This is a genomic window from Kordia sp., from assembly GCF_965283645.1.
Classification (GTDB): domain Bacteria; phylum Bacteroidota; class Bacteroidia; order Flavobacteriales; family Flavobacteriaceae; genus Kordia.
Window position 1 is genome coordinate 4,298,749 of sequence record NZ_CBDIPG010000001.1, and the last position, 21,550, is coordinate 4,320,298.

The following is a 21,550-nucleotide window of genomic DNA, read 5'->3' on the forward strand; positions in this document are numbered from 1 at the left end:
TTAGTCAACTTCATTTCAATAAAAAGAAGCTAAACTCACGATGCATTATTAGCCGTATTTCGTTCAGCAATTTCCACTTGCTTTTCTAAAAGCTCTGTCATACGATTCAATAACTCAATATTCTTAGGCGTTACAACAGTTGCGTTTTTAGGATCTTCCGCTTTGTTTCGCATCGAATTCATAACTTTTACCACCAAAAAAACAGTAAAACCTATAATTAAAAAATCGACCAATACTTCAAATAATTTTCCGTAAGCAATCGCAACTTCTTGTGGTTTTACAACGCCATCTATTGTAATTGCTTCTCTTAAAATTAGTTTCTTGTTAGACCAATTAATGCCATCTGTCAATAGCGAAAGTGGCGGAAGAAATACCTCTTTTACCAACACGTCTATTACCTTATTAAAAGCACCACCAATAATAACTCCAACAGCAATATCAATCATATTACCCTTAACGGCAAATTCTTTGAATTCTTTAAATAGCTTCATTTTCATGTACTTAATTTTTTGTAAAAATAGGAATCCTTTTTTATTCTGACTGAATTTTGAAGTGTATGTATTTTGGTAAATGAAATAAATTCAAGAGCATGTAATCACGATCTAACAGCGAACGATCTAAAAACTAGTCCTTCTGAATGGTTTCAATAGAAGTTGTAATTCCTTTGATAAGAGAAGAACTAAATCCTTGGTGTTCCATTTCGTTCAATCCAGCAATTGTACAGCCTTTTGGAGTGGTTACTTTGTCAATTTCTTCTTCTGGATGATTGCCATTTTGAAGTAATAATTCGCTAGCACCTTTTACGGTTTGTGAAGCGATTTTTGTGGCGGTTTTGGCATCAAATCCAATTTCAATTCCACCTTGAATCATAGCGCGGATAAAACGCAATGCATAGGCAATTCCGCAAGCACCTAACACAGTTGCGGCGTCCATTAAACTTTCGTCAATTTCAATAGTTTCACCCAAGGCATCAAAGATAAACTTCGTTTTAGACATGTTTTCTTCGCTAGCATTTTTAGTTGCCAAGCAAGTCATGGACTGACTAATAGCCGCCGCCGTATTTGGCATAGCGCGAATCACTTGAATCGTTGACGTTAAACATTTGGAGAGTTGCTCCAGTGAAAAATCACTAATTACAGAAATGACTAAATGATCAGGTGTAATGTGTGGAGCAAGTTCTTTTAAAACATGTTTAATACGATAGGGTTTTAGGGCGAAAATTAAAATTTTTGCTTGCTGTACAGCTTCTACATTGTTAGAAGTTGTTTGTACATTTTGCGCTTTTAAATCGTCTAATAATGCAACTTTAGTACGCGTCACATATATGTGCGCTGGATTGTAATTATTTTTTAATAACCCTTGCGCAATAGACCTTCCTAAATTTCCGCCACCAATAATGGCAATCGTATCCTGATTCATGTCTAATATTTATACACAATAGCATTGATGTTCATTCCTGCACCAACACTGGCAAACATAATAATGTCACCTTTTTTAATTTCTTGATTTTCTAATTCTCCTTTTTTAACCATATCAAATAAAGTTGGAATAGTTGCAACTGAGCTATTTCCTAAATTATGAATAGTCATCGGCATAATATCTTGTGGAACTTCTTTATCATATAAATCGTAAAAACGTTCTACAATGGCTTCGTCCATTTTTTCATTGGCTTGATGGATGAATATTTTTTTCAAATCATCAATAGCATAATCACTTTTATCCAAACATGCTTTCATAGCCGCTGGAACATGTGTCAGCGCAAATTCATATATTTTACGACCATACATTTTTATATAACGTGTATCATCAGTCGATTTTAGATTGTTTGATGTTCCAAAGAACAAATAATGAGCTTCATCATATGAATGTGTCGCGGTTTCATGTGCAATAATTCCACAATCTTCATTGGTCGTTTCAATAACCGTTGCGCCAGCGCCATCAGAATAAATCATAGAATCTCGGTCATGTATATCTACAACTCTCGATAATGTTTCCGAACCAATAATTAAGCACTTTTTTGCAATTCCTGCTTTTATAAAAGCATAGGCTTGTATCATACCTTCAACCCAACCTGGGCAACCAAATATGACATCATAGGCAACACATTTTGGATTTTTAATTCGCAAATTATGTTTTACTCTAGTTGCTAAACTTGGTACCGCATCACTTTGAACGGAATTGTGTTTTACATCACCAAAATTTTGTGCAAAGATGATATAATCGAGTTCTTCAGGATCAATTTGTGCGTCTTTTATTGCTTTTTCAGCGGCTAAAAAACCTAAATCAGAAGAGTTATGATGTTTTTCTGCATATCTACGTTCATCAATTCCAGTAATGGACTTGAATTTTTTTATAATAATATTCGTATTTTGTTTAAAAGGGCTACCATCGTCATTTAGGAATTCATGCTGGAGGAAATCTTCATTTGTTTCAACTTCAGAGGGAATATAGCATCCTGTCCCAGTTATTTTGACATTCATACCAATATCAGTTTTTAAGATTTAAGTCAACTAAATTAATCATTATAAAGCTGGCTTATTTCAGAATGGAAGCGTAAAATATAATTTTTGAGGATAATGCACTTATATGTTAAGGTTTTGAATAATTGTCAAAAAAAACCTTAAATAATGATAATAATGCAATAAGAAATAGGAAGAAATGAAAAAAAAGGAGCGTTTCAACAAACGCTCCTTAATTCTTTTTATGCTTCTGCGTACGCTTCAATTGGCGCACATGTACAAATTAAGTTTCGATCTCCATACGCATCATCAACTCTACGAACTGATGGCCAGAATTTATTGTCTGTTACATATGGTAATGGAAATGCAGCTTTTTGACGTGAATATGGAAGTTTCCATTCTTCTGCTGTTAGCATTGCTAGTGTATGTGGTGCATTACGCATTACATTATTTGCATCATCAGCTTTTGCTTCTGCAATTTCACTACGAATTGCCAACATTGCATCACAGAATGTGTCTAACTCTGCCATACTTTCACTTTCAGTTGGTTCAATCATGATAGTTCCGCCAACTGGAAAAGATACAGTTGGTGCATGGAATCCGTAATCCATTAAACGTTTTGCAATATCTGTTACTTCAATACCATGTTGTTTAAATGGTCTGCAATCAATAATCATTTCATGCGCACATCTGCCACGTTCGTTTGTATATAAGATAGCGTATTCATCTTCCAATCGTGCTTTGATGTAGTTTGCATTTAAGATGGCACTTTCGGTAGCTTTTGTTAATCCTTTTGAACCTAACATTGCAATGTATCCGTACGAAATTAAACAAACTAAAGAACTTCCCCAAGGTGCTGAAGAAATTGCTGTTATTGCTTTTTCTCCACCAGTTTTGATAATTGGATTGCCTGGTAAGAAAGGTACTAAGTGTGACGCTACACAAATTGGTCCAACGCCTGGTCCGCCGCCACCATGTGGAATGGCAAATGTTTTGTGTAAGTTTAAGTGACAAACATCAGCGCCAATAGTTGCCGGGTTTGTCAATCCAACTTGTGCATTCATGTTTGCACCATCCATATATACTTGTCCACCATTATCGTGAATGATTTGTGTAATTTCTTTAATCGTAGCTTCAAAAACGCCATGTGTTGATGGATATGTTACCATTAACGCCGCTAAGTTGTCTTTGTGAGCTAATGCTTTTTCGCGTAAATCTTCTACATCAATGTTTCCGTCTTCTGTCGTTTTTGTTACCACAACTTTCATTCCTGCCATTACGGCACTTGCCGGATTTGTTCCGTGTGCAGAAGCTGGAATTAAACAAATGTTTCGGTGTGTGTCACCTCTTGATTCGTGATAAGCTCTAATCACCATTAATCCAGCAAATTCTCCTTGCGCACCAGAGTTTGGTTGCAACGAAGTTCCTGCAAATCCGGTAACTACATTTAGTTGATGTTCTAATTCTTTTAATAAGATTTGATAACCTTCCGCTTGTTCAATAGGAACAAATGGATGAATGTTATTCCACTGTGCCGAACTTAACGATAACATTTCTGCAGCAGCGTTTAATTTCATCGTACATGAACCCAATGCAATCATAGAGTGATTTAAGGATAAATCTTTACGCTCTAATTTTTTGATGTAACGCATCATTTCTGTTTCCGAATGATAACTATTGAAAACAGGTTCTTCCAAGAAAGTTGTTTTTCTTGAAACTGACGATAGTATTTTTGATGTATTTGTACTTTCTATTTCAATGGTTTCCTTTCCTGCAACTGTTGCAAAGATGAAAACAATATCGTTTAGATCGCGAGTAGTTGTAGCTTCATTGATAGAAATTCCAACCGTATCTTGATCAATATATAAGAAGTTAACTTCGTTTTGTTCTGCAATTTCTCTCACTTTATCAGCATTCGCTTTGATGACAATTGTATCAAAAAACGCAGTGTTTGTTTGTTGGAAACCTAGTTTTTCTAATGTATTTGCTATCGTAACTGTGTTGGAGTGTACTTTGTTTGCAATATATTTTAATCCGTTTGGACCGTGATATACAGCGTACATTCCAGCCATAACAGCTAGTAATACTTGCGCTGTACAAATATTAGAAGTTGCTTTGTCTCTTTTAATGTGTTGCTCGCGTGTTTGAAGCGCCATACGCAACGCACGATTGTCGTCCATATCTTTGGTCACACCAATAATACGACCTGGTAAGTAGCGTTTGTGTGCTTCTTTTGTAGCAAAAAACGCTGCATGTGGTCCACCATATCCTAATGGAATTCCAAAACGTTGTGTAGTTCCGACAACAACATCAACTCCAAAATTACCTGGAGATTCTAGTAATACTAAACTTAGAATATCTGCTGCAACGGCAACTTTGATTTCGTTTGCATTTGCTTTTTCCGTAAACGCTCTGTAATCAAAAATTTCTCCGTGTTTTCCAGGATATTGTAACAATGCTCCAAAATACTCGGTAGAAAAGTCGAATGCTTCATGATTTCCGAATACTAATTCTATTCCAATTGGAACAGCTCTTGTTTTTAGCAATGAAATTGTTTGTGGCAATATTTCATCAGAAACAAAGAACTTTACAACATTTGCTTTCTTTTGTGCTCTTGATCGAACTGCAAATAGCATTCCCATTGCTTCAGCTGCGGCTGTACTTTCATCTAATAAAGATGCATTTGCAATTTCCATTCCTGTCAAATCTGTAACCACAGTTTGAAAATTTAACAATGCTTCCAATCTTCCTTGTGCTATTTCCGCTTGATAAGGTGTATATGCAGTGTACCAACCCGGATTCTCAAAAATATTACGTTGTATAACAGCTGGCGTAACAGGTTCGTGATAACCCAATCCAATGTATGATTTAAATATTTTATTGTGTCCTGCAAGATGTTGCATGTGTGACAAGAATTCGTTTTCGCTTAATCCTGCAGGAAGATCTAATGGCGCGTTTAATCGAATTTCGTTAGGAATAGTTTCGTCTATTAGTTGTTCTAGAGAATCAACTCCGATGGTTTTTAACATGTTAGGAACGTCTTTTGCACGTGTTCCTGTATGTCTTAGTGAGAAAGAATCCGTATTCATCGACTTTGTATTTTCTTTTTATATAGTTGTATTTTTTTCGCTATGCAAAAGTACGATTAAAAAATTATATCTTTTACTTTTATTTTGTAGCGAATATGGAAAGTTTTTAACGAAAAATATAGGTTATGAACAGTTTAGTTATTTTTGTATGATGAATCTTTTAAAAAAACTCTTTAATTTTTATTTAGATAGTAGTATTCACATAGGTTTAAGTGTGTATGCATTGACGTATAGTACGCTGTTATTATTTCAGTTACCGTATGATAAAGCTGTTTTATATTTCACATTTTACAGTACAATTGTGACGTATAATTTTATAAAATATGGAAGTTCTGCAAAGCGTTATTTTTTTGTGAGATCAGTATATATAAGAGGAATTCAACTATTGAGTTTTGCATGCTTTGGTTTGGCATTGTTTTATGCCTATTATTTAAAGATAGAAACGTTGCTGTGTGCTGCTGGATTTGGCGTATTGTCTTCCTTGTATATTATTCCGTTTTTGCCCAGCCATAAAAACTTTAGAACATTAATAGGTTTTAAAATCGTGATTGTTAGCTTGTGTTGGGCTGGTGTAACGGTTATTTTACCGTTGATGAATGCGAACGTTTTTGTGTTTGAAACTGCTATAGCATTGTTTTTTATTCAACGTGTATTACTCGTATTAATTTTAATGATTCCTTTTGAGATTGTTGATTTAAAGTTTGATGCGCCTGCATTGGGAACTATGCCACAACGTATAGGAATAACTAAAACAAAGTTGATTGCCTATGGTTGGATTTTACTTTTTTTGGCAATTGAATGCTGGCAAACAGAAACCTACACAACAGTATTTTTTAGTACAATAGGATTGAGTGTCTTATTAACAATTGTTGTTTGGCAAGCAAACATAAAAAAATCGAAATACTTTACCTCTTTTTGGGTAGAAAGTATTCCGATTGTATGGTTTTTAGCACTACTTTTTTTGTAGCCTAATATTTGCTCATTTCTTCTTGCAGTTTGCGTTGCATTTCTGTTTTTTTGTCGTTTTCGATCACTTCAATCTTAGATTCTTTAATCAACTTTGTCAACTTACTATTGTTACCAGAATAAGCTCTAGTGATGCGACACCAAGATAATCTAACGTTCAGCTTTACTTTTTCCCAAAAGTTAGCTTCTCCATATTGTGTTTTATCACAAATATGTTTTGCTTCTTCGCAGGATATGAAAAATTTATTCTTTGTACTCATTTAATTCAATTTAATACCAGTTCTGTTCGAGGCATCCAGAAAGTGCTGTACGAGCTCTATGGATAATAACCCAAAGGTTAGACGCAGTTATATTTAGATCATTACAAATAGTTTCAGTGTCGTATCCTAAAATGGTTTTCATTTTAAAAATAGTTGCTTGCTTTTCAGGAAGTTTGTCTAAACAATCTTCAATAGCAAGTCCGAGTTCTTCATTTTGTATTTGATCTTCGGCGTTTTTGTCATAGTTATCCGCAACGCGTTCTTCTAACCAATCTCCTTCAGATTCTGAATCAGAGTTGTAATTGATTCGCACTTCAGCTTGCCCTTTTTTAGAGTTAATTTTACGGTAATGATCAATGATTTTTCGTTTCAAAATAGAAATCAACCAAGTTCGTTCAGAAGCTTCTCCTTTGAAATTAGCCATTGATTTTAATCCTGCAAAAAATGTTTCTTGGACAAGGTCTTGCGCAGTCTCTCTATCTTTTACTCTTACAATCGTATAATTGTAAAGGTAATCTGCATAGAGCGTAATCCACTTATTAGGGTCAAGTTGATGATTTGGCATTTATGGTCTAATTATTTCTTCAAAAGTAAACGATAATTGTTAGAATAAAAAATAATTGCTAAATACGAAAATTCTTTAATTTGTTAAATATAACAGTTCTTGTGTTTTTTTAGTTAGATTTTTTTTAGAAGAGTCAAGAGTATAGAAAATAGAATGTTGAAGTTTTTGAGCGTGATTTTAGCTTAATAATTTCAAGTTATCACATCTTCAAGTCTTTAAATCAAATGATTCCGCGCGTTGTTTGATGTGTAGATTTCGTTCTAAGAGAAATTTTGTTAGATATGATTTTAGAATGAAATAATTGAAAATCTTACCAAAAATACCATACGGAACTTCGTAGGTAAGAACGTCAATCATTTCTGTACCGTTTTCGTTTTCTACGAAGCGGTGTTCGTGATGAAAACTTTTAAAAGCACCTTTTGTCATTTCATCTACAAAATAGGTTGGCGACTCAAAAGCCAAAATTAGACTTGTATGTTTTAAATACAAGCCAAAGTGTTTTGCGCGCCAAGTGACGGTTTCTCCTAGATTAATTTTGCCTGAAGTTTTCCCTGCAATTGCTTTTTCACGTGTACTGTTTGTGGAAGCTTCATGCTCAGAAATATCTCTGGAAATATCAAAAACCGTTAATATAGGTGCTTTTATAATCGTTTTTAGATTGATTGTGGTCATTTGATTGATTTTTTCGGCTCTACCGTAATTGCTGAACCTTCCATCAAAAATACAGAATCGGGCTTTTGGTGTGTTAAATGCGCAAACTTTTTTCCGTAATTCAATTCGAAATCTATGTTTGCGTTGTATTCATGAACCTTATAATACAACCATTTTGGATGCGTAACTTCGTATTCAAACGTTTTGGAATTACTGTATTTAGTATAGCCGAAATAGTGCTCTGAGATGAATTCAATTTCTGAATCTTCAATAAATGCTACAGGATTGTTAGCCGCTTTTACCGCAATTGATTGTATTGTTTGCTGATGTTTCCACGAGTATGAAATATCAATTGTTTTTGGTGTAATATTCCATTGGTGCGACATTGGACGTGTGATGTAATGTTCGTGATACACCGTATTTGCTACAAAGCTTAACAAGCGTTTCGGAACAATTTCTTGAATAAAAACGGCGCCTCTTTTCCAAATAGCACCATCTTTTCGTTTTACATAAAATCGTAAATTGACTTCTTCAAATGTATGCAAACCGGGCATTTTGCATCCTAAAACTTTGGTGTTTTTGAACATGAAACCAATTACACTTACAAAACACTTTCCGTTAAAACTGTCTAAAACAGTTCCTTTTGGGACATATTCTTCAAGTAATTCTGGATCAATTGTATAGTTTATAAAGACTAATTTTCGCCATTCTGCGGTTAAAAAACTCATGCTATTTTCTTTTAAATTCGTTATCGAGATATAATTTCTTTCATGGCAATTGCTGCCGTTGGATAGTTAAACTGAAAACCAGCCGCTACTAATTTTTCAGGAATGACAAATCTGCTTTTTAAAATGAGTTCGGCTTCCGTTTTAATGATTCTAGCACCAAAGTTGAGTAACCATTTTGGTTGTGGTAGGCCAAACGGAACTTTTAATACGTGTCTTAAGGTTTGCATAAAATGTTTGTTTGGTAAAGGATTTGGCGCCGTTACGTTAAAAATTCCTGCTTTGTTTTCTGTCAAAAGGAAATTGACAGCGCGGCAAAAATCGTGTTCATGAATCCAGCTTACTTTTTGGTTACCGTTTCCTTGTGTTCCGCCCAATCCAACTTTCGTTAGAGTTTTTAAAGGAATAAAAGCACCACCATTTTTTCCTAATACAATAGACGTTCGCAAGGCAATTTTTTGCGTTCTCGGTGTTTTGATTTGATGAAATGTTTTTTCCCACGATTTGGCAACATTCATAGAGAAATCGTCACCAATAATTCCGGTAGCTTCGGTCATTTTTGTATCTAGCGAATGCTTGTAAATTGTAGCTGTAGAGGAATTCATCCATACTTTTGGCGGCACTGCACATGCTTGAATTGCTTGTCCTAATACTTCCGTAGATTGTACTCTGGAGTTTAGAATTTCAGCTTTGTTTTTTTTGGTGTAACGACAATCAACCGATTTTCCTGTAAGATTGATTAACGCTTCAATTCCTTCTAGTTCGGACAACCAAATATCCAATGTTTTTGCATTCCATTCAACATACCGAAGCATGTCGTTTCCTGTTTCTTTGACAATTCGCGTAAGCACTACTATTTCATAATTTTTAGGAAGATAAAAATTGATCAATGCTTTTCCAAGAAATCCACTTCCGCCTGCGATAACTATTTTTTTCATATTTATTTCCCAAGAAAGTGGGAGTCTTTGTTTTTAAGATTTTTGAACTGTTTCACATGTTACTTTGATATGATTTAAGACACGATGATGAATTTTATGAATGATGTATTTGCTCCAGATTTTCCAATAAATTTCTGGTTGTATTTTATTGTAATACCAAGTTGTACCTTCTAACAGTGTTTTTCCATCTGCTAATTTTGTAAGTTTAAATTGTCCTTTTTTAGACACAAAGTAGTCATGAAGATGTGCAGGATCAATGTTATATAAACTAATTTCTTTCATTGGAATCGGTTGTTCTTTTACCGAAAACGCTAGTAAATTTGGTTCGTTCCAAGCGGTTATTGGTTCTACAAAACTCCCTGTAGAAAAGTTGCAATAGCGAATAGCGCCAACGCCTTTTCCTTCAATAGTTGCATTAATTGGATAAGCAATTCCTGTTTTGAATACAAATTCTGTGGGAGCTTCCATCTGAGGAAATTCAATAACTTGCTTCCATACTTCTTCAATAGGCGCATCAATTAGTATGCTTGACTGAATTGGAAATACCGTTGGTTTGCTATCTGTATGATTTTCAAAAGCCAACAGTGACGGAACAACTACGATATATAATACAATCATTTTGATTCCTGAAGCTTTTTTATGTTGAATTTTATATCCAACAAATGCTCCTAAAATTATAAATGGAATTGCAAGTGGTGCCGCCATAATGATACAGATGATGCCTTCAATGGCAAAAAGCAATAAAAATAATGAACAGACAAAGAATACGAGTAACGAGTTTTTGAAAGCGCTTGCAAATGTAACGTGTCCATAAATGCTGAGTAATAATGTAGTTGTTACAGCTGAAAAGAATGGGATTATCGCAAAAACTGTCCAGCCGTAATTGTTAAAAACATCTACACCAATGTGCACAAATAGTGTTGATAACAATGCTGTTACAATGCAGGCATAGATAAAAGTGAGATATTTATTTTTTTGTAATGTGGTTTTCATGATGTTGCTTTTTAATTGAGTTGTAGTTTATTGTGAAGGAAGTTGTTTTGCAGATTGTCTAGCCTTTTTTCGTCCTCTTAAAAATAGAAATAGATTCAAGAATAACATTACACCTAAATATATTGAAAAGGTTCCTATTTTTACCGTGATAAAAAAGATAATTGGAATGTATATGATATAACTAATGATGTTGAAATTCATGCAATTACTTTTTAGCAGTGATTATGTAATACCCAAAATTCGTTAGGCTTAAGCTTGATAATAAAGCAAAGAAGGAACCTTTTAAATTTTTGATACTTTCTGGCTTTAACGGTTCTTTTTTGAAGAGTTTTTTCAAGATAAAAGCACTAATTGTGAACGGAACATGTAAAACTGAAGGTGCAACTCTGTACCAAATATTCTGAACTTTTACATCTTTAAAACCTAGATTTTCTAAATCAGTTTTTACACGATTCACATTTCCTAAGTTTTCTAAACTCCATGATTCACATAAACCTTTGTAAGTATATTTTGAAAGTGAATTCATTTCATTGAAATCCTTTTTGGTAAAGGCATCTGCAATTACGAATGTTGAGCCAGGTTTTAAAATGCGATACGTTTCTTCCAATGCATCTGTACTACAACCTGAATGACATAAACTTTCAATTGCCATTGCACCATCAAAAGAGTTTTCTTTAAAAGAAGTATTGCGATAATCTCTGTTTAAAATTGTACCGCGTTCGGTGTTGAGCATTTCATTTCCTTTTTCAACCTGAAACGGAGAAATCGTTAAACCAGTAACGGCAAGGTTTGGATAGTTTAAAAGTCCATAACGAATGGAAGCGCCCATTCCACAACCTAAGTCTACAATATGTTTCTTTTTGTCTGTAACATTCAAACGTTTAAAAACTTCTTTGTTCATTCTATTCAACATTGTATCACGTTTCAATGGATTTGTTTTGAAAAGATCAAAATAGCCAAAGTGCATATTTAAATCGTTGCTCCAAAAACGATAATCTTCGGTAGCTTCATTGTAAAAATCAATTACTTGTTCTTTGTTTGAAGGAGTTGTTTGAAATTCCTTTTTTAAATAGGAGAGAAGACATAGATTTTTCATAATGATTGTTGTTTAAGTTGATATACGATGTATGTGAAATAGGTTGCAAGGCTCATTGGGATGAAAATTAGGAATATCCAATTTTGACCAAAGAATTCCGTTGAAGAGAAAAAGCATATTAAAAAGACAGCTGAAAGTGTACCATATGTAAGTAAATGCCGTTGCATTATTTTTGTAAACTTGTCATAGTTGAACAGTAAAATAAAGAAAAATATCACTTGAACACCTCCTAATAAAACCTGCATTAGCATTCCCAAATAGACTGTAATGTATAACCCGATTGTAATGATAAAAGCAATTTTGTTAATGTAATAAATAAATTTCATAACTATTATATATTTTAAACTTTCAATAGATATTGAAACATAAGTTGAAATAAAAAAGGAAAATGAATTCCTTTCGTTTGTTATTTTAAGAGCTTCATGAATGTTTTCGTCAGCCAATTGGACTCTTGATTCACAACTCGATTCATAATGGAATCTGCCGTTGATGCTAAATCGTGAAGCGCTTTCGTTTGTTTGATAAATTCTTTTGTTTTTGCCGAACCATCATCTTCAATACTGCTTACTTCTTTCAATACTTTTAGCGTTGGCTGAATTTCTCTTCGGCTACGTTCACGTGCAATTTGCTTTGCAAGCTCATTAATGTCTTTCTCTGAGGCGAAGTACTCTTTACGTTCTCCAGCTTTTGACGTTTTGTATACAATTCCCCAATCGATTAACTGGCGTAAATTCATACTGGTGTTTCCTCTTGAAATATGTAATTCTTCCATTACATCTTCCATGGATAACGGTTCAGGAGAAATAAAAAGTAAGGCGTGAATTTGTGCCATCGCTTTGTTAATTCCCCATAAGGTTCCTAATGATCCCCATGTTTGTATAAATCTATTTTTTGCTTCCGTGTAATTCATAGTACAAATGTATAATAATTTTTAAACTTTCAAAAATTATTGAAAGTTTATTTTCATTTTTTATGAAATGTTACTTGATTTTATACTTTAAGTAGAAATATTCCGTCGCTTTTTCTAGGTAGCATTCTTCAGGATTTTTAACGTAGATAATAAATTCAGTATCAGAAATCCAATGAATGGAAAATTCATCCAAAAGCATATCATTTTCATTGAATTTGAAAGGATACGACCAAGAATTTGTTTGGAATGAAACATAATGTTGATAGGTTTCATCTTTGAGTTTGTTTACAACCATAAAAGTTTGCTGCATACATTCGAACTCATGAAAAACGGAAACACTGTATTTTTTAGAAGGCGAAATATATGGATAGCCGCTAAACCTGTGCAATGTATCTCCTGTTTTTTTGCTTAAAACGGTGTACATATCGTCCGTAAAAAACATATGTTCACTTACCATATATGTATTTGGAAATGCTTCGTGAAATGATACATTATAACTTCGCGTAGGATTGTATTCAGATTTATAGGTTGAATCTTTTAAGACGAGTTTTTGACCGTTTTCAAAAGGCAACGTGAGTATTTTTCCTTTCTTATAAATGGTGTCAACCGTTGGTAAATTAGGAGTTTTCCTAATTCTATTTTTGTAGGTATTAAAGTTTACACGTTTAATTTCAAACAATTCTTTAAGGTCAATTGTGGCGTTTTCGTCTCCAGAATTGCTTCCTATTTTTAAATATTCATACTCATATGGAAAATCAGCTTCATATTTTACGGAATAATCATCATACAAAAAGCCTGAAAATACATAGCCAGTATTAGACGGTTCAATATAAAAGTCTTTTCCTTGTGTTACTTTTTTCGGATCAAGAACAATGCGTGCTTTTGGTGCTTTAATCGTTTTGCCAGCATCATTAACTGTAAGAGAATCTTTGGTATAATCCACAATATAAACAGGTTCGCCAAATTGTACTTTTCCAATCGGATTTCCTACTGAATCACGAACAAGCAATCCACTTTTCGCTTTTACGGTTCGTTTTGGCATTTCATACATATATCCATGAAATTTGCCCAAATAGCGATAGTATTTAAAGGTTACAGGCTTATTGCTCTTTTCAATTTTTCCGCTTTCGCGAATGATAAACTCTTGCGTTGTATCATGCTTTGCATCTTCTACAAACAAAGAATTTCCGTCTAAATACGTTTTCATGATCGAACCGCCTTTTCGACCATGATGATCTGCAGCAATATGACTAATTAACTTATAATTTGAATCATACGTTGCCAAATGTGTTGATCCGAAAGTTGTATTGTCAGACGTTCCAAAAACAAACGTTTTATAGTTGTTTGAAGGATTCAAGTTTGCCAAAAAACGATATTCTAATGAAGCATCATAGGTTATAAAAATACGCTGTAGTTGTAAGATGTCAAATTCTTCTTTAGAAAGTAATCTGCCATTTTTATGATATTGCCAAATTTGAAAAGGCTTTTTAATAGTAAACTTTTGAACCGAATCTGTAAAACTGAAATTTACAGTTACTTTCGAATCTTCTATAGCAGGATTCGTATTTTTAGTATCGGAAGTATTTTTACACCCAAAACATAGAAGGAATAGTATAAATATGTAACGCATAATTTCTATGTTTTGGATGTTATTTTGTATGATTTAATCAACCAACAAACCAGCACGTTTTAGTAATGCATCTGGTTTTGGTGCTTGTCCACGGAAACGTTTGTATAACGTCATTGGATGTTCTGTACCACCTTTAGATAATACATGCGTTGCAAATTTTGAAGCAATTTCTTTACTAAAAATTCCGTTTTCTTTAAAATATTCAAACGCATCTGCATCTAACACTTCTGCCCATTTGTAACTGTAATATCCAGAAGAATAACCACCTTGAAATATGTGTGAAAACGCTGTACTCATTGCCGTTTTTGGATTTTCTGGAAACAAACGTGTGTTTTTAAAAGCAGCTTGTTCGTGTGTCTTTAAATCTGTAATTGTGGTCGGATCAATTCCGTGCCAACTCATATCGAGCAATCCGAAACTTAATTGACGCAACGTTGCCATTCCTTCCAAGAAAGTTGCGGAAGCTTTTATTTTTTCAATAAATTCCATCGGAATCACTTCATTAGTTTCGTAATGTCTGGCAAAAATAGCTAACGCTTCTGCTTCATAACACCAATTTTCTAATACTTGACTTGGCAATTCAACAAAATCCCAAAAAACAGAAGTTCCGCTTAAGCTTGGATAGGTTGTATTGGCTAACATTCCGTGTAACGCATGCCCAAATTCATGGAATAAGGTTGTAACTTCATTAAACGTTAATAATGATGGTTTTGAAGCTGTTGGTTTTGTAAAGTTGCACACAATAGAAACATGTGGTCTTTCAACAATTCCATCTTTTCGTTGTTGTGATTTATAGGAAGTCATCCAGGCACCATTTCGCTTTCCTTTTCTCGGATGAAAATCTGCATAAAATACTGAAACGAAGTTGTTATTTCCATCAAAAACTTCATATGTTTTTACAGCTGAATGATAGGTATCGATGTCAAAAACTTGCTCAAAACGCAAATCAAATAGCTTATTAGCTACTGTAAACGCTCCGTCAATTACGTTTTCAAGTTTAAAATATGGTTTTAGTTTTTCATCATCCAAATTGAACAATTCTTGCTTTAGTTTTTCAGCATAATACGAACTGTCCCAGCTTTGTAACTGCTCAATTCCATCTAACTTTTTTGCAAAGTTTGACAGTTGTTGAAACTCACGTTCGGCGGCTGGTTTTGCTTTTTCTAAGAGTTCATTTAAGAATGCAGTTACTTTTTTGGGTGTTTCTGCCATGCGTTCTTCTAACACAAAATGTGCATGCGTTTCATATCCTAATAAATGTGCACGTTTGTGGCGTAATTTTGCAATCTCTAATACATTTTCTTGATTATCTAATTCGTCATTCTTAAAACATTTAGAACCAAAAGCAGTTGCCATTTGTTGGCGTAAGGCTCTATTGTCAGCATATTTCATAAAAGGAATATAACTTGGATAATCGAGCGTGAAAATCCAGCCTTCTTTATCTTGACTTTTCGCGATTGCTTTTGCAGCTTCTAGAGCACCATTTGGAATTCCTGAAACGTCTTTTTCGTCGGTTAAGTGTAACTGAAACTTATTCGTTTCGGCAAGTACATTTTCACCAAATGTCAAGCTCAATTTTGAAAGCTTTTTATCAATTTCACGAAGTTGTTCTTTCTTCTCTTCTGATAAATTAGCACCATTTCTAGAAAAACCTTTAAACTTCTTATCTAGTAACGTTTTTTGCTCGGTAGTTAAATCTAAATTCTCTTGAGTGTCATACACATATTTCACTCTTTTAAACAAAGCTTCATTAAGTGTGATGTCATTAGAATACTCTGTTAATTTTGGAGAAATTTCTTGTGCTAACTTTTGAATAGTTTCATTTGTTTCTGCCGAATTTAGGTTGAAAAATATACTTGTAATTCGGTCTAATTGCTGTCCGGAATACTCTAATTTTTCAATAGTATTTTCAAATGTAGGAGTATTTTTATTTGCTGTTAGTTGGTCAATTTCCTCTTTAGAACGTTCTATCTCAGCTTCAATAGCAGGAATAAAGTCAGTTTCATTAATCTTAGAAAAAGGAGCCGTTGTATGTTTTGTGGGAAATTTTGTAATTAAAATATTCATCTTGTCGGTCTATTTATGCGTTTTATCGAAATTGAATTTTTATTTTGTAGGAAAAGGTTATTTTTACACAAAGTATTTAAATTTATATACATAAACATTTTCACTGCTTTATACTAAAAACCAAAGATAGAGAATTTGCGTATATAATATTAAAATTGTCTCGATTATGAAGAAGCTTATACTATTGTTTTTTTTCCTACTATTTTCTACTGCTATGATAGCACAACCACCAACTGATGGTTACTATTTAGATGGTGTAGATGATTTTATTGAATTGAGTGATTCAGATAATATTAACACCACAACTGTAGCTGATAGAACTATTGAAGGTTATTTCAAAGTTGATGATGCCACTAGCAGACAAGTTATATACAAAGAAGGTGGAGGATCAAGAGGTATTGTTATGTATGTAGAAAACGATTTTGTTGTTGTTGGCGCATATAATAGAGCGAATGATTATACACCTCGTTGGAATGGAACCTATTTTAGAGAGCCTATAAGTGATGATACATGGTATCATATAGCTTTAGTGTTTGACAATTTGGCCGCTCCTGTAAACGATCCTATTGCAGCTTCAGACAATACCAACTTAAAATGGTATTTAGATGGAACGTTAATGGATTCAAGAGCTGGTTTTGAAATAAGAAGCCATTCTGGAGATGTTAATTTAGGACGATCAGATTCTAATGCGCGCTACCCAAATTGTGGCACATGGACTTCGGGTGGTAGTTCTGAATATTGTTTTAACAGCAATAATCAATCCAATTCAAATAATTATTTTGCTGGAAATATTTGGGGATTTAGAGTTTGGGATGATGTCCGTACAGCAACAGAAATTGATGATAATAAAGATATATTAATCACAACCGTTGGTACAAATAACTTAGTAGCTGCTTTGGATGGAGATACCATTTCATATTTAGATGATGATGATGATGTAGTGACGGATTCTGCTAGTAACAAAACTGTCATCACTTGGTCTGCAACAGCTTCAACAACAAGTTGGACAACAGGTAGTAACTGGGTTGGAGGAACTGCTCCAGATGCTACAAAATTAGAATCGGTAGTAATTCCATCATCTACAAACTATCCTGTATTAACAGCGCATATTGAAGTTGGTGAACTCACCGTAGATGCAACAGCTTCAATTACGGTAAATGCAGGCGCTACACTTGATGTTTTTTACGACATCACAAATAATGGAACAATCACAATTGAAAATGATGGCGCTCTCATAGCGCGCGAAAATATAGCTGTTAAGGGAACAGGAAGTTATACTGTAAAACGTGACTCACCTGATTACGTAGACAGATACTTTTATTCGTACTTCTCTACACCAATTGATGAAGCAAGTAGTACAATTGCTACTATTTTTCCAAGTGTAGGCGGATATGATTACTACTGGAATGCTTCCGCAACAAATGCGGCTTGGAACAATGATCATACACAAATGGAAGTTGGAAGAGGTTATGTGCTTAGAGCAAATCACTTCAACGTAGAAACAGCAACTTTTACAGGAACAGTAAACAATGGAGACATTGTAGAAAATGTATACTATACAATTGATCCAAGTTCTGGTGAATCAGGATATAATATTATCGGAAATCCATATCCATCAGCAATTGATTGGGAAACGTTTCAAGATGATAACGCTGATGAAATTCAAGGAACTGTTTATTATTGGAGACAAACAGCTGCGCCAGTTGGAGATAATTTAGCATCTGATTACATAGAATATAACAGCACAGGTTCTAATCCATTAGGAGCGGCAGATGGAAATATATCAACTGCACAAGGATTTGCAGTTCAGGCAAAAGTTGGAACTAGCGGAACTGTTACATTTAAAAACTCGCACAGAGTTGTTGCAAATAATGATCAATTCTTTAGACCTAATTCTTCAGATGCATTTATTCCTGAAACAACAAATACAAGCAACAGTCAAACCGATGGTAGATTGTCATTACGTATTTTTGGTAACGGAGTATATGCTACACAATTAATAGGATTTATTCCAGAAGGAACTCTAAATTATGAAGAACGCTATGACGGTCCATTCATTAATGAAGGTTCAAGCTTAGAATTCTATTCATATATAGGTGCTGATAAAATGTCTATTCAGGCGTTACCTGAATTAACAACGACTAATTTTGAAATTCCTTTAGGGTATCAAGTATTGTCAAGTGCAACATATACCATACAAATTGATGCAGAATACTTAAATCCTGCTTTTGATATCATTTTAGAAGATAGATATGAAGGAATTTTTACAGATTTAAGACAAGCTACCTATTCTTTTTCAACAACTCCAACAGAAGAAAATGATCGTTTCTTTTTAAATATTCATAGTAGAAGTACATTAGGAGTAGACGATATTGCTACTGCAAATGAGCAAACAAATGTGTTGGTTGAAAATAATGAATTACGAATCATTACTGATCGTACTGATTTTGAAAGTATCACGCTATATGATATTTCTGGAAAGCAAATCATACAGCGTACGTATACAAATGTAGTAGCAATTCCGCAACTATCAAAAGGTGTGTATATTGTAAAATTGACAACTGAAAATGGTATCACTGTGGTAAAGAAAGTTTTAAAGTCTTAAAAAACAATTAATATTTTGTTTATCATTGCATGAGCCTATTGATTTTAAAATAATCAAACCCCATAGCCATGAAAACAAAATTAACCCTACTACTGCTATTTATTGGCATTTCTGTATCTACAACATACGGACAAAATTGGTCACAAATAGATGAAAACACGAACCAACTCATCACTCCAGAAGATGATCAAACCGATGGACGACTCTCATTACGATTAGCAGGAAACGGTTCTTTTATGACGATTCTTTTAGGGTTCATTCCTGGTGGAACGATCAATTTTGATGAAGGATTTGATGGAAATTTTATAAATGATGGTGCTGTCTTAGAATTCTATTCAATGCTTGGAAATACGAAACTTTCAATTCAAGCATTGCCAGCACTAACAACTGTTGATGTAGAAGTTCCTTTAGGATACGAACTTACCACAAACGAAACTTACAGCATATCAATTGATGCCGAATTTTTAGATCCAACTTTTGATATCATTTTAGAAGATAGATATGAAGGATTATTTACAGATTTACGCCAAACTACCTATTCGTTTGCAGGAACCATTGGCGAATTCAATGATCGTTTCTTTCTGAAATTAGATCGTCGTGCTTCATTAAGCATTAAAGATATCAACAACAACACTACAAATGTACATGCATATTTTGCAAATGACATACTTACCATTCACACACAAAAAAACAATTTTAATAGGGTAGAACTCTTTAGTATGACTGGTAAATCTGTATTTACTACTGACTTTAAAAACAAAATAACGGCAAAAAATGTAGCCCGCGGCATCTATATTTTACGTTGCACAGACACTTCAGGAACTGTAAGTATCAAGAAAATTGTAAAATAAACTATGCTATAACTCATCATATCGGTTATCAATGCATTTCATCGATTTGGAATAGAAATGTATTTTGTCATTCTTCGAATTACTAGATAATTAAGAATTTTGCTTCGTTGATTTAGTAGAGATAATTTTTTTCATAATTATAAAATATATGTAACCTACTTGAAGCATGGATACAATGTTGATAGCCCTATTAACTGTATAGTAATTAAAATGGATTGGTTGATGTAAACCCTTTAAACAAATGTTTGGAGGGTTTTTACTTTTAATATATAAAGTAAAATAGGTATTAAGTGAGAAGAAATGACTTTCATCGAATAGTTGATGCATTTAAACGAGAAAACGAATTAAATGTAGTTTCAAAAGTACAAATAATAAGCAATACAATACATTTGAAGCATCATTACAAACTTATTTATCCAAACATGTTTTGGGGTAAAAAATGATTAATAATATGGTAGGTTAGTTTTATTTTTAATAGTTTGTATGGTACAAAAAAGTCGCTTTTCGAAGCGGCTTTTTCTGTTATAACCACCGCCTATATCTTCTTCAATAGCGCGTATACTTTTGTATATAGTGATTCAGTAATAAAAGTAAGCTTCATATAAAGTGCTAATAATCAATGCCGTTTTTAAATGAGTTCATGATAACATCGTATGAGCTAACACAACTAATGTGTAGGAATTATATTTGATAAAATGCTTCCACGAGCATAAAATATGAATCTTTAAAAAAAATATATGGAAATAATTTTTGAATATCACAATGTAACAGCAAGCGAAGCTTTAGAAAATTTCGCAACAGAAAAAATAAACAAACTTGTTGAAAAATATCAAATGGTCATTAGAGCAGATGTATTTTTTAAAACAGAAAATACAACTTCAGACGAAACAGGAATGATATGCAACATACGTTTAAGTCTTCCTGGACCTCGATTGTTTGCAGAAGCAAGTCATTCTAACTTTAGAGACTCAATCTCGGAATCAATAAACGACTTGGAACGTCAATTACGCAAGCGCAAAGAAAAAATGATAAATTATTAAAAACCACTCACAAAAAAGAAAAAAAAAGAAACACTATGAAACAGAATAAAGAAAATATATTAGTTGCTGGAGCAACTGGAAACACAGGAAAAAAAGTTATAAACTTATTAAAACAATCGCAATATTTCAATCCGATTGCAATGGTGCGAAAAGAAGAGCAAAAAGCACAATTTGAACAAAAAAATATTGAAACTGTATTAGGTGATCTAGAACAAGATCTATCAAATACGGTGAAAAACGTAGATAAAATTGTATTTGCGGCTGGATCTAATGGTAAAAAAGTAATTACTGTAGATCAAGAAGGAGCAAAAAGATTGATCGATGCTGGAAAGAAAGAACGCGTAAAGAAATTCGTAATGCTGAGTTCAATGGGCGCAGATCAGCCAGAACAAGCAGGAGATATGAAAGAATATATGCAGGCGAAAGCGAACGCAGATGATTATTTGCGAATTAGTACGCTAAACTATGCCATTGTACGTCCAGGAACGCTGACAAATGAGGCAGGATTAGGAAAAATAAAATTAGGCGATCACTTAGATCGTTCTGGCGAAATAAGTCGTGATGATGTTGCGCAAACTTTAGTAAGATCTTTACATGACAATGCCGCACACAACAGAACTTTTGAAATACTCAAAGGAGAATCATTAATTGCAGACGAAATGAGTAAAGTTTCCAAAGCAGATGAATATATAGTAAAATAAATTT

Annotated in this window: 21 protein-coding genes; 5 read left to right on the forward strand and 16 right to left on the reverse strand. The window is 33.6% G+C overall.

Features of this window, described 5'->3' with window-relative positions; translation table 11 throughout:
• Positions 1-35 precede the first annotated feature (35 nt).
• The 4 genes from mscL to gcvP all read right to left on the reverse strand — a co-directional run bounded on the left by mscL (position 36) and on the right by gcvP (position 5,548).
• Positions 36-497, reverse strand: coding sequence for a large conductance mechanosensitive channel protein MscL (gene mscL / locus ACQ654_RS19150; RefSeq protein ID WP_430411952.1), 462 nt, complete (start codon positions 495-497; stop codon positions 36-38).
• Between the two features lie 127 nt (positions 498-624).
• Positions 625-1,419 carry a pyrroline-5-carboxylate reductase gene (proC, locus tag ACQ654_RS19155; RefSeq protein ID WP_430411953.1) on the reverse strand — a complete coding sequence of 265 codons (795 nt, stop codon included), beginning with the start codon at positions 1,417-1,419 and terminating at the stop codon, positions 625-627.
• Positions 1,420-1,421: 2 nt separating this feature from the next.
• Complete coding sequence (locus ACQ654_RS19160) at positions 1,422-2,480, reverse strand: 3-oxoacyl-ACP synthase III family protein (RefSeq protein ID WP_430411954.1); 1,059 nt, start codon at positions 2,478-2,480, stop codon at positions 1,422-1,424.
• A 221-nt stretch (positions 2,481-2,701) separates the two neighbouring features.
• Positions 2,702-5,548 (reverse strand): aminomethyl-transferring glycine dehydrogenase, encoded by a 2,847-nt coding sequence (gene gcvP / locus ACQ654_RS19165; protein ID WP_430411955.1) that lies wholly within the window; start codon positions 5,546-5,548, stop codon positions 2,702-2,704.
• Positions 5,549-5,696: 148 nt separating this feature from the next.
• On the opposite strand from gcvP, the gene ACQ654_RS19170 reads away from it, so the two are divergent.
• A complete protein-coding gene (locus ACQ654_RS19170; RefSeq protein ID WP_430411956.1) occupies positions 5,697-6,515 on the forward strand; it encodes a hypothetical protein in 819 nt (272 codons plus the stop codon).
• Between the two features lies 1 nt (position 6,516).
• Here the strand turns inward: ACQ654_RS19170 and ACQ654_RS19175 are convergent, their stop codons facing one another.
• The 12 genes from ACQ654_RS19175 to ACQ654_RS19230 form a co-directional block, all read right to left on the reverse strand.
• Positions 6,517-6,774, reverse strand: coding sequence for a hypothetical protein (locus tag ACQ654_RS19175; protein WP_430411957.1), 258 nt, complete (start codon positions 6,772-6,774; stop codon positions 6,517-6,519).
• 10 nt (positions 6,775-6,784) lie between these two features.
• Positions 6,785-7,339, reverse strand: a complete 555-nt coding sequence (locus ACQ654_RS19180) for a sigma-70 family RNA polymerase sigma factor (protein WP_430411958.1) — start codon at positions 7,337-7,339, stop codon at positions 6,785-6,787.
• A 207-nt stretch (positions 7,340-7,546) separates the two neighbouring features.
• A complete protein-coding gene (locus tag ACQ654_RS19185) occupies positions 7,547-8,011 on the reverse strand; it encodes an SRPBCC family protein (RefSeq protein WP_430411959.1) in 465 nt (154 codons plus the stop codon).
• Positions 8,008-8,718, reverse strand: coding sequence for a YqjF family protein (locus tag ACQ654_RS19190; RefSeq protein WP_430411960.1), 711 nt, complete (start codon positions 8,716-8,718; stop codon positions 8,008-8,010). The genes ACQ654_RS19185 and ACQ654_RS19190 overlap by 4 nt, the downstream gene beginning before the upstream one ends.
• Before the next feature lie 20 nt (positions 8,719-8,738).
• Positions 8,739-9,653 carry a TIGR01777 family oxidoreductase gene (locus ACQ654_RS19195; RefSeq protein ID WP_430411961.1) on the reverse strand — a complete coding sequence of 305 codons (915 nt, stop codon included), beginning with the start codon at positions 9,651-9,653 and terminating at the stop codon, positions 8,739-8,741.
• Positions 9,654-9,686: 33 nt separating this feature from the next.
• Positions 9,687-10,646 carry a hypothetical protein gene (locus ACQ654_RS19200; RefSeq protein ID WP_430411962.1) on the reverse strand — a complete coding sequence of 320 codons (960 nt, stop codon included), beginning with the start codon at positions 10,644-10,646 and terminating at the stop codon, positions 9,687-9,689.
• A gap of 27 nt (positions 10,647-10,673) precedes the next feature.
• Positions 10,674-10,847, reverse strand: a complete 174-nt coding sequence (locus ACQ654_RS19205; RefSeq protein ID WP_430411963.1) for a hypothetical protein — start codon at positions 10,845-10,847, stop codon at positions 10,674-10,676.
• 4 nt (positions 10,848-10,851) lie between these two features.
• A complete protein-coding gene (locus tag ACQ654_RS19210) occupies positions 10,852-11,742 on the reverse strand; it encodes an SAM-dependent methyltransferase (RefSeq protein ID WP_430411964.1) in 891 nt (296 codons plus the stop codon).
• Entirely contained in the window at positions 11,739-12,068 is a 330-nt protein-coding gene (locus tag ACQ654_RS19215) for a hypothetical protein (RefSeq protein ID WP_430411965.1), read from the reverse strand. Before ACQ654_RS19215 ends, ACQ654_RS19210 begins: the two co-directional genes overlap by 4 nt.
• A gap of 80 nt (positions 12,069-12,148) precedes the next feature.
• On the reverse strand, positions 12,149-12,652 hold the full coding sequence (locus ACQ654_RS19220; RefSeq protein ID WP_430411966.1) for a GbsR/MarR family transcriptional regulator: 504 nt from the start codon (positions 12,650-12,652) through the stop codon (positions 12,149-12,151).
• Positions 12,653-12,722: 70 nt separating this feature from the next.
• Positions 12,723-14,282, reverse strand: coding sequence for a hypothetical protein (locus tag ACQ654_RS19225; RefSeq protein ID WP_430411967.1), 1,560 nt, complete (start codon positions 14,280-14,282; stop codon positions 12,723-12,725).
• 33 nt (positions 14,283-14,315) lie between these two features.
• The gene (locus tag ACQ654_RS19230) at positions 14,316-16,349 is read right to left on the reverse strand and encodes a M3 family metallopeptidase (protein WP_430411968.1); all 2,034 of its coding nucleotides are present in this window, start codon (positions 16,347-16,349) and stop codon (positions 14,316-14,318) included.
• Between the two features lie 166 nt (positions 16,350-16,515).
• Here ACQ654_RS19230 and ACQ654_RS19235 point away from each other — a divergent pair, with 166 nt between their 5' ends.
• From ACQ654_RS19235 to ACQ654_RS19250, 4 genes are all read left to right on the forward strand, one after another.
• Entirely contained in the window at positions 16,516-18,954 is a 2,439-nt protein-coding gene (locus ACQ654_RS19235; protein ID WP_430411969.1) for a T9SS type A sorting domain-containing protein, read from the forward strand.
• Between the two features lie 68 nt (positions 18,955-19,022).
• Complete coding sequence (locus ACQ654_RS19240; RefSeq protein ID WP_430411970.1) at positions 19,023-19,805, forward strand: T9SS type A sorting domain-containing protein; 783 nt, start codon at positions 19,023-19,025, stop codon at positions 19,803-19,805.
• A gap of 737 nt (positions 19,806-20,542) precedes the next feature.
• Positions 20,543-20,845: a ribosome hibernation-promoting factor, HPF/YfiA family gene (gene hpf / locus ACQ654_RS19245; RefSeq protein WP_430411971.1), complete on the forward strand. Its 303-nt coding sequence runs from the start codon at positions 20,543-20,545 to the stop codon at positions 20,843-20,845.
• A gap of 35 nt (positions 20,846-20,880) precedes the next feature.
• A complete protein-coding gene (locus ACQ654_RS19250) occupies positions 20,881-21,546 on the forward strand; it encodes an SDR family oxidoreductase (protein WP_430411972.1) in 666 nt (221 codons plus the stop codon).
• The last annotated feature ends 4 nt before the right edge of the window (positions 21,547-21,550 follow it).

Coding starts and splice junctions, on each gene's coding strand:
- gcvP (WP_430411955.1), bottom strand. CDS start 5,548: ATGAATACGGATTCTTTCTCACTAAGACATACAGGAACACGTGCAAAA.
- ACQ654_RS19160 (WP_430411954.1), bottom strand. CDS start 2,480: ATGAATGTCAAAATAACTGGGACAGGATGCTATATTCCCTCTGAAGTT.
- ACQ654_RS19215 (WP_430411965.1), bottom strand. CDS start 12,068: ATGAAATTTATTTATTACATTAACAAAATTGCTTTTATCATTACAATC.
- ACQ654_RS19205 (WP_430411963.1), bottom strand. CDS start 10,847: ATGAATTTCAACATCATTAGTTATATCATATACATTCCAATTATCTTT.
- ACQ654_RS19195 (WP_430411961.1), bottom strand. CDS start 9,653: ATGAAAAAAATAGTTATCGCAGGCGGAAGTGGATTTCTTGGAAAAGCA.
- ACQ654_RS19230 (WP_430411968.1), bottom strand. CDS start 16,349: ATGAATATTTTAATTACAAAATTTCCCACAAAACATACAACGGCTCCT.
- ACQ654_RS19170 (WP_430411956.1), top strand. CDS start 5,697: ATGATGAATCTTTTAAAAAAACTCTTTAATTTTTATTTAGATAGTAGT.
- ACQ654_RS19225 (WP_430411967.1), bottom strand. CDS start 14,282: ATGCGTTACATATTTATACTATTCCTTCTATGTTTTGGGTGTAAAAAT.
- ACQ654_RS19190 (WP_430411960.1), bottom strand. CDS start 8,718: ATGAGTTTTTTAACCGCAGAATGGCGAAAATTAGTCTTTATAAACTAT.
- ACQ654_RS19180 (WP_430411958.1), bottom strand. CDS start 7,339: ATGCCAAATCATCAACTTGACCCTAATAAGTGGATTACGCTCTATGCA.
- proC (WP_430411953.1), bottom strand. CDS start 1,419: ATGAATCAGGATACGATTGCCATTATTGGTGGCGGAAATTTAGGAAGG.
- ACQ654_RS19210 (WP_430411964.1), bottom strand. CDS start 11,742: ATGAAAAATCTATGTCTTCTCTCCTATTTAAAAAAGGAATTTCAAACA.
- ACQ654_RS19250 (WP_430411972.1), top strand. CDS start 20,881: ATGAAACAGAATAAAGAAAATATATTAGTTGCTGGAGCAACTGGAAAC.
- ACQ654_RS19200 (WP_430411962.1), bottom strand. CDS start 10,646: ATGAAAACCACATTACAAAAAAATAAATATCTCACTTTTATCTATGCC.
- mscL (WP_430411952.1), bottom strand. CDS start 497: ATGAAAATGAAGCTATTTAAAGAATTCAAAGAATTTGCCGTTAAGGGT.
- ACQ654_RS19220 (WP_430411966.1), bottom strand. CDS start 12,652: ATGAATTACACGGAAGCAAAAAATAGATTTATACAAACATGGGGATCA.
- ACQ654_RS19235 (WP_430411969.1), top strand. CDS start 16,516: ATGAAGAAGCTTATACTATTGTTTTTTTTCCTACTATTTTCTACTGCT.
- hpf (WP_430411971.1), top strand. CDS start 20,543: ATGGAAATAATTTTTGAATATCACAATGTAACAGCAAGCGAAGCTTTA.
- ACQ654_RS19185 (WP_430411959.1), bottom strand. CDS start 8,011: ATGACCACAATCAATCTAAAAACGATTATAAAAGCACCTATATTAACG.
- ACQ654_RS19240 (WP_430411970.1), top strand. CDS start 19,023: ATGAAAACAAAATTAACCCTACTACTGCTATTTATTGGCATTTCTGTA.
- ACQ654_RS19175 (WP_430411957.1), bottom strand. CDS start 6,774: ATGAGTACAAAGAATAAATTTTTCATATCCTGCGAAGAAGCAAAACAT.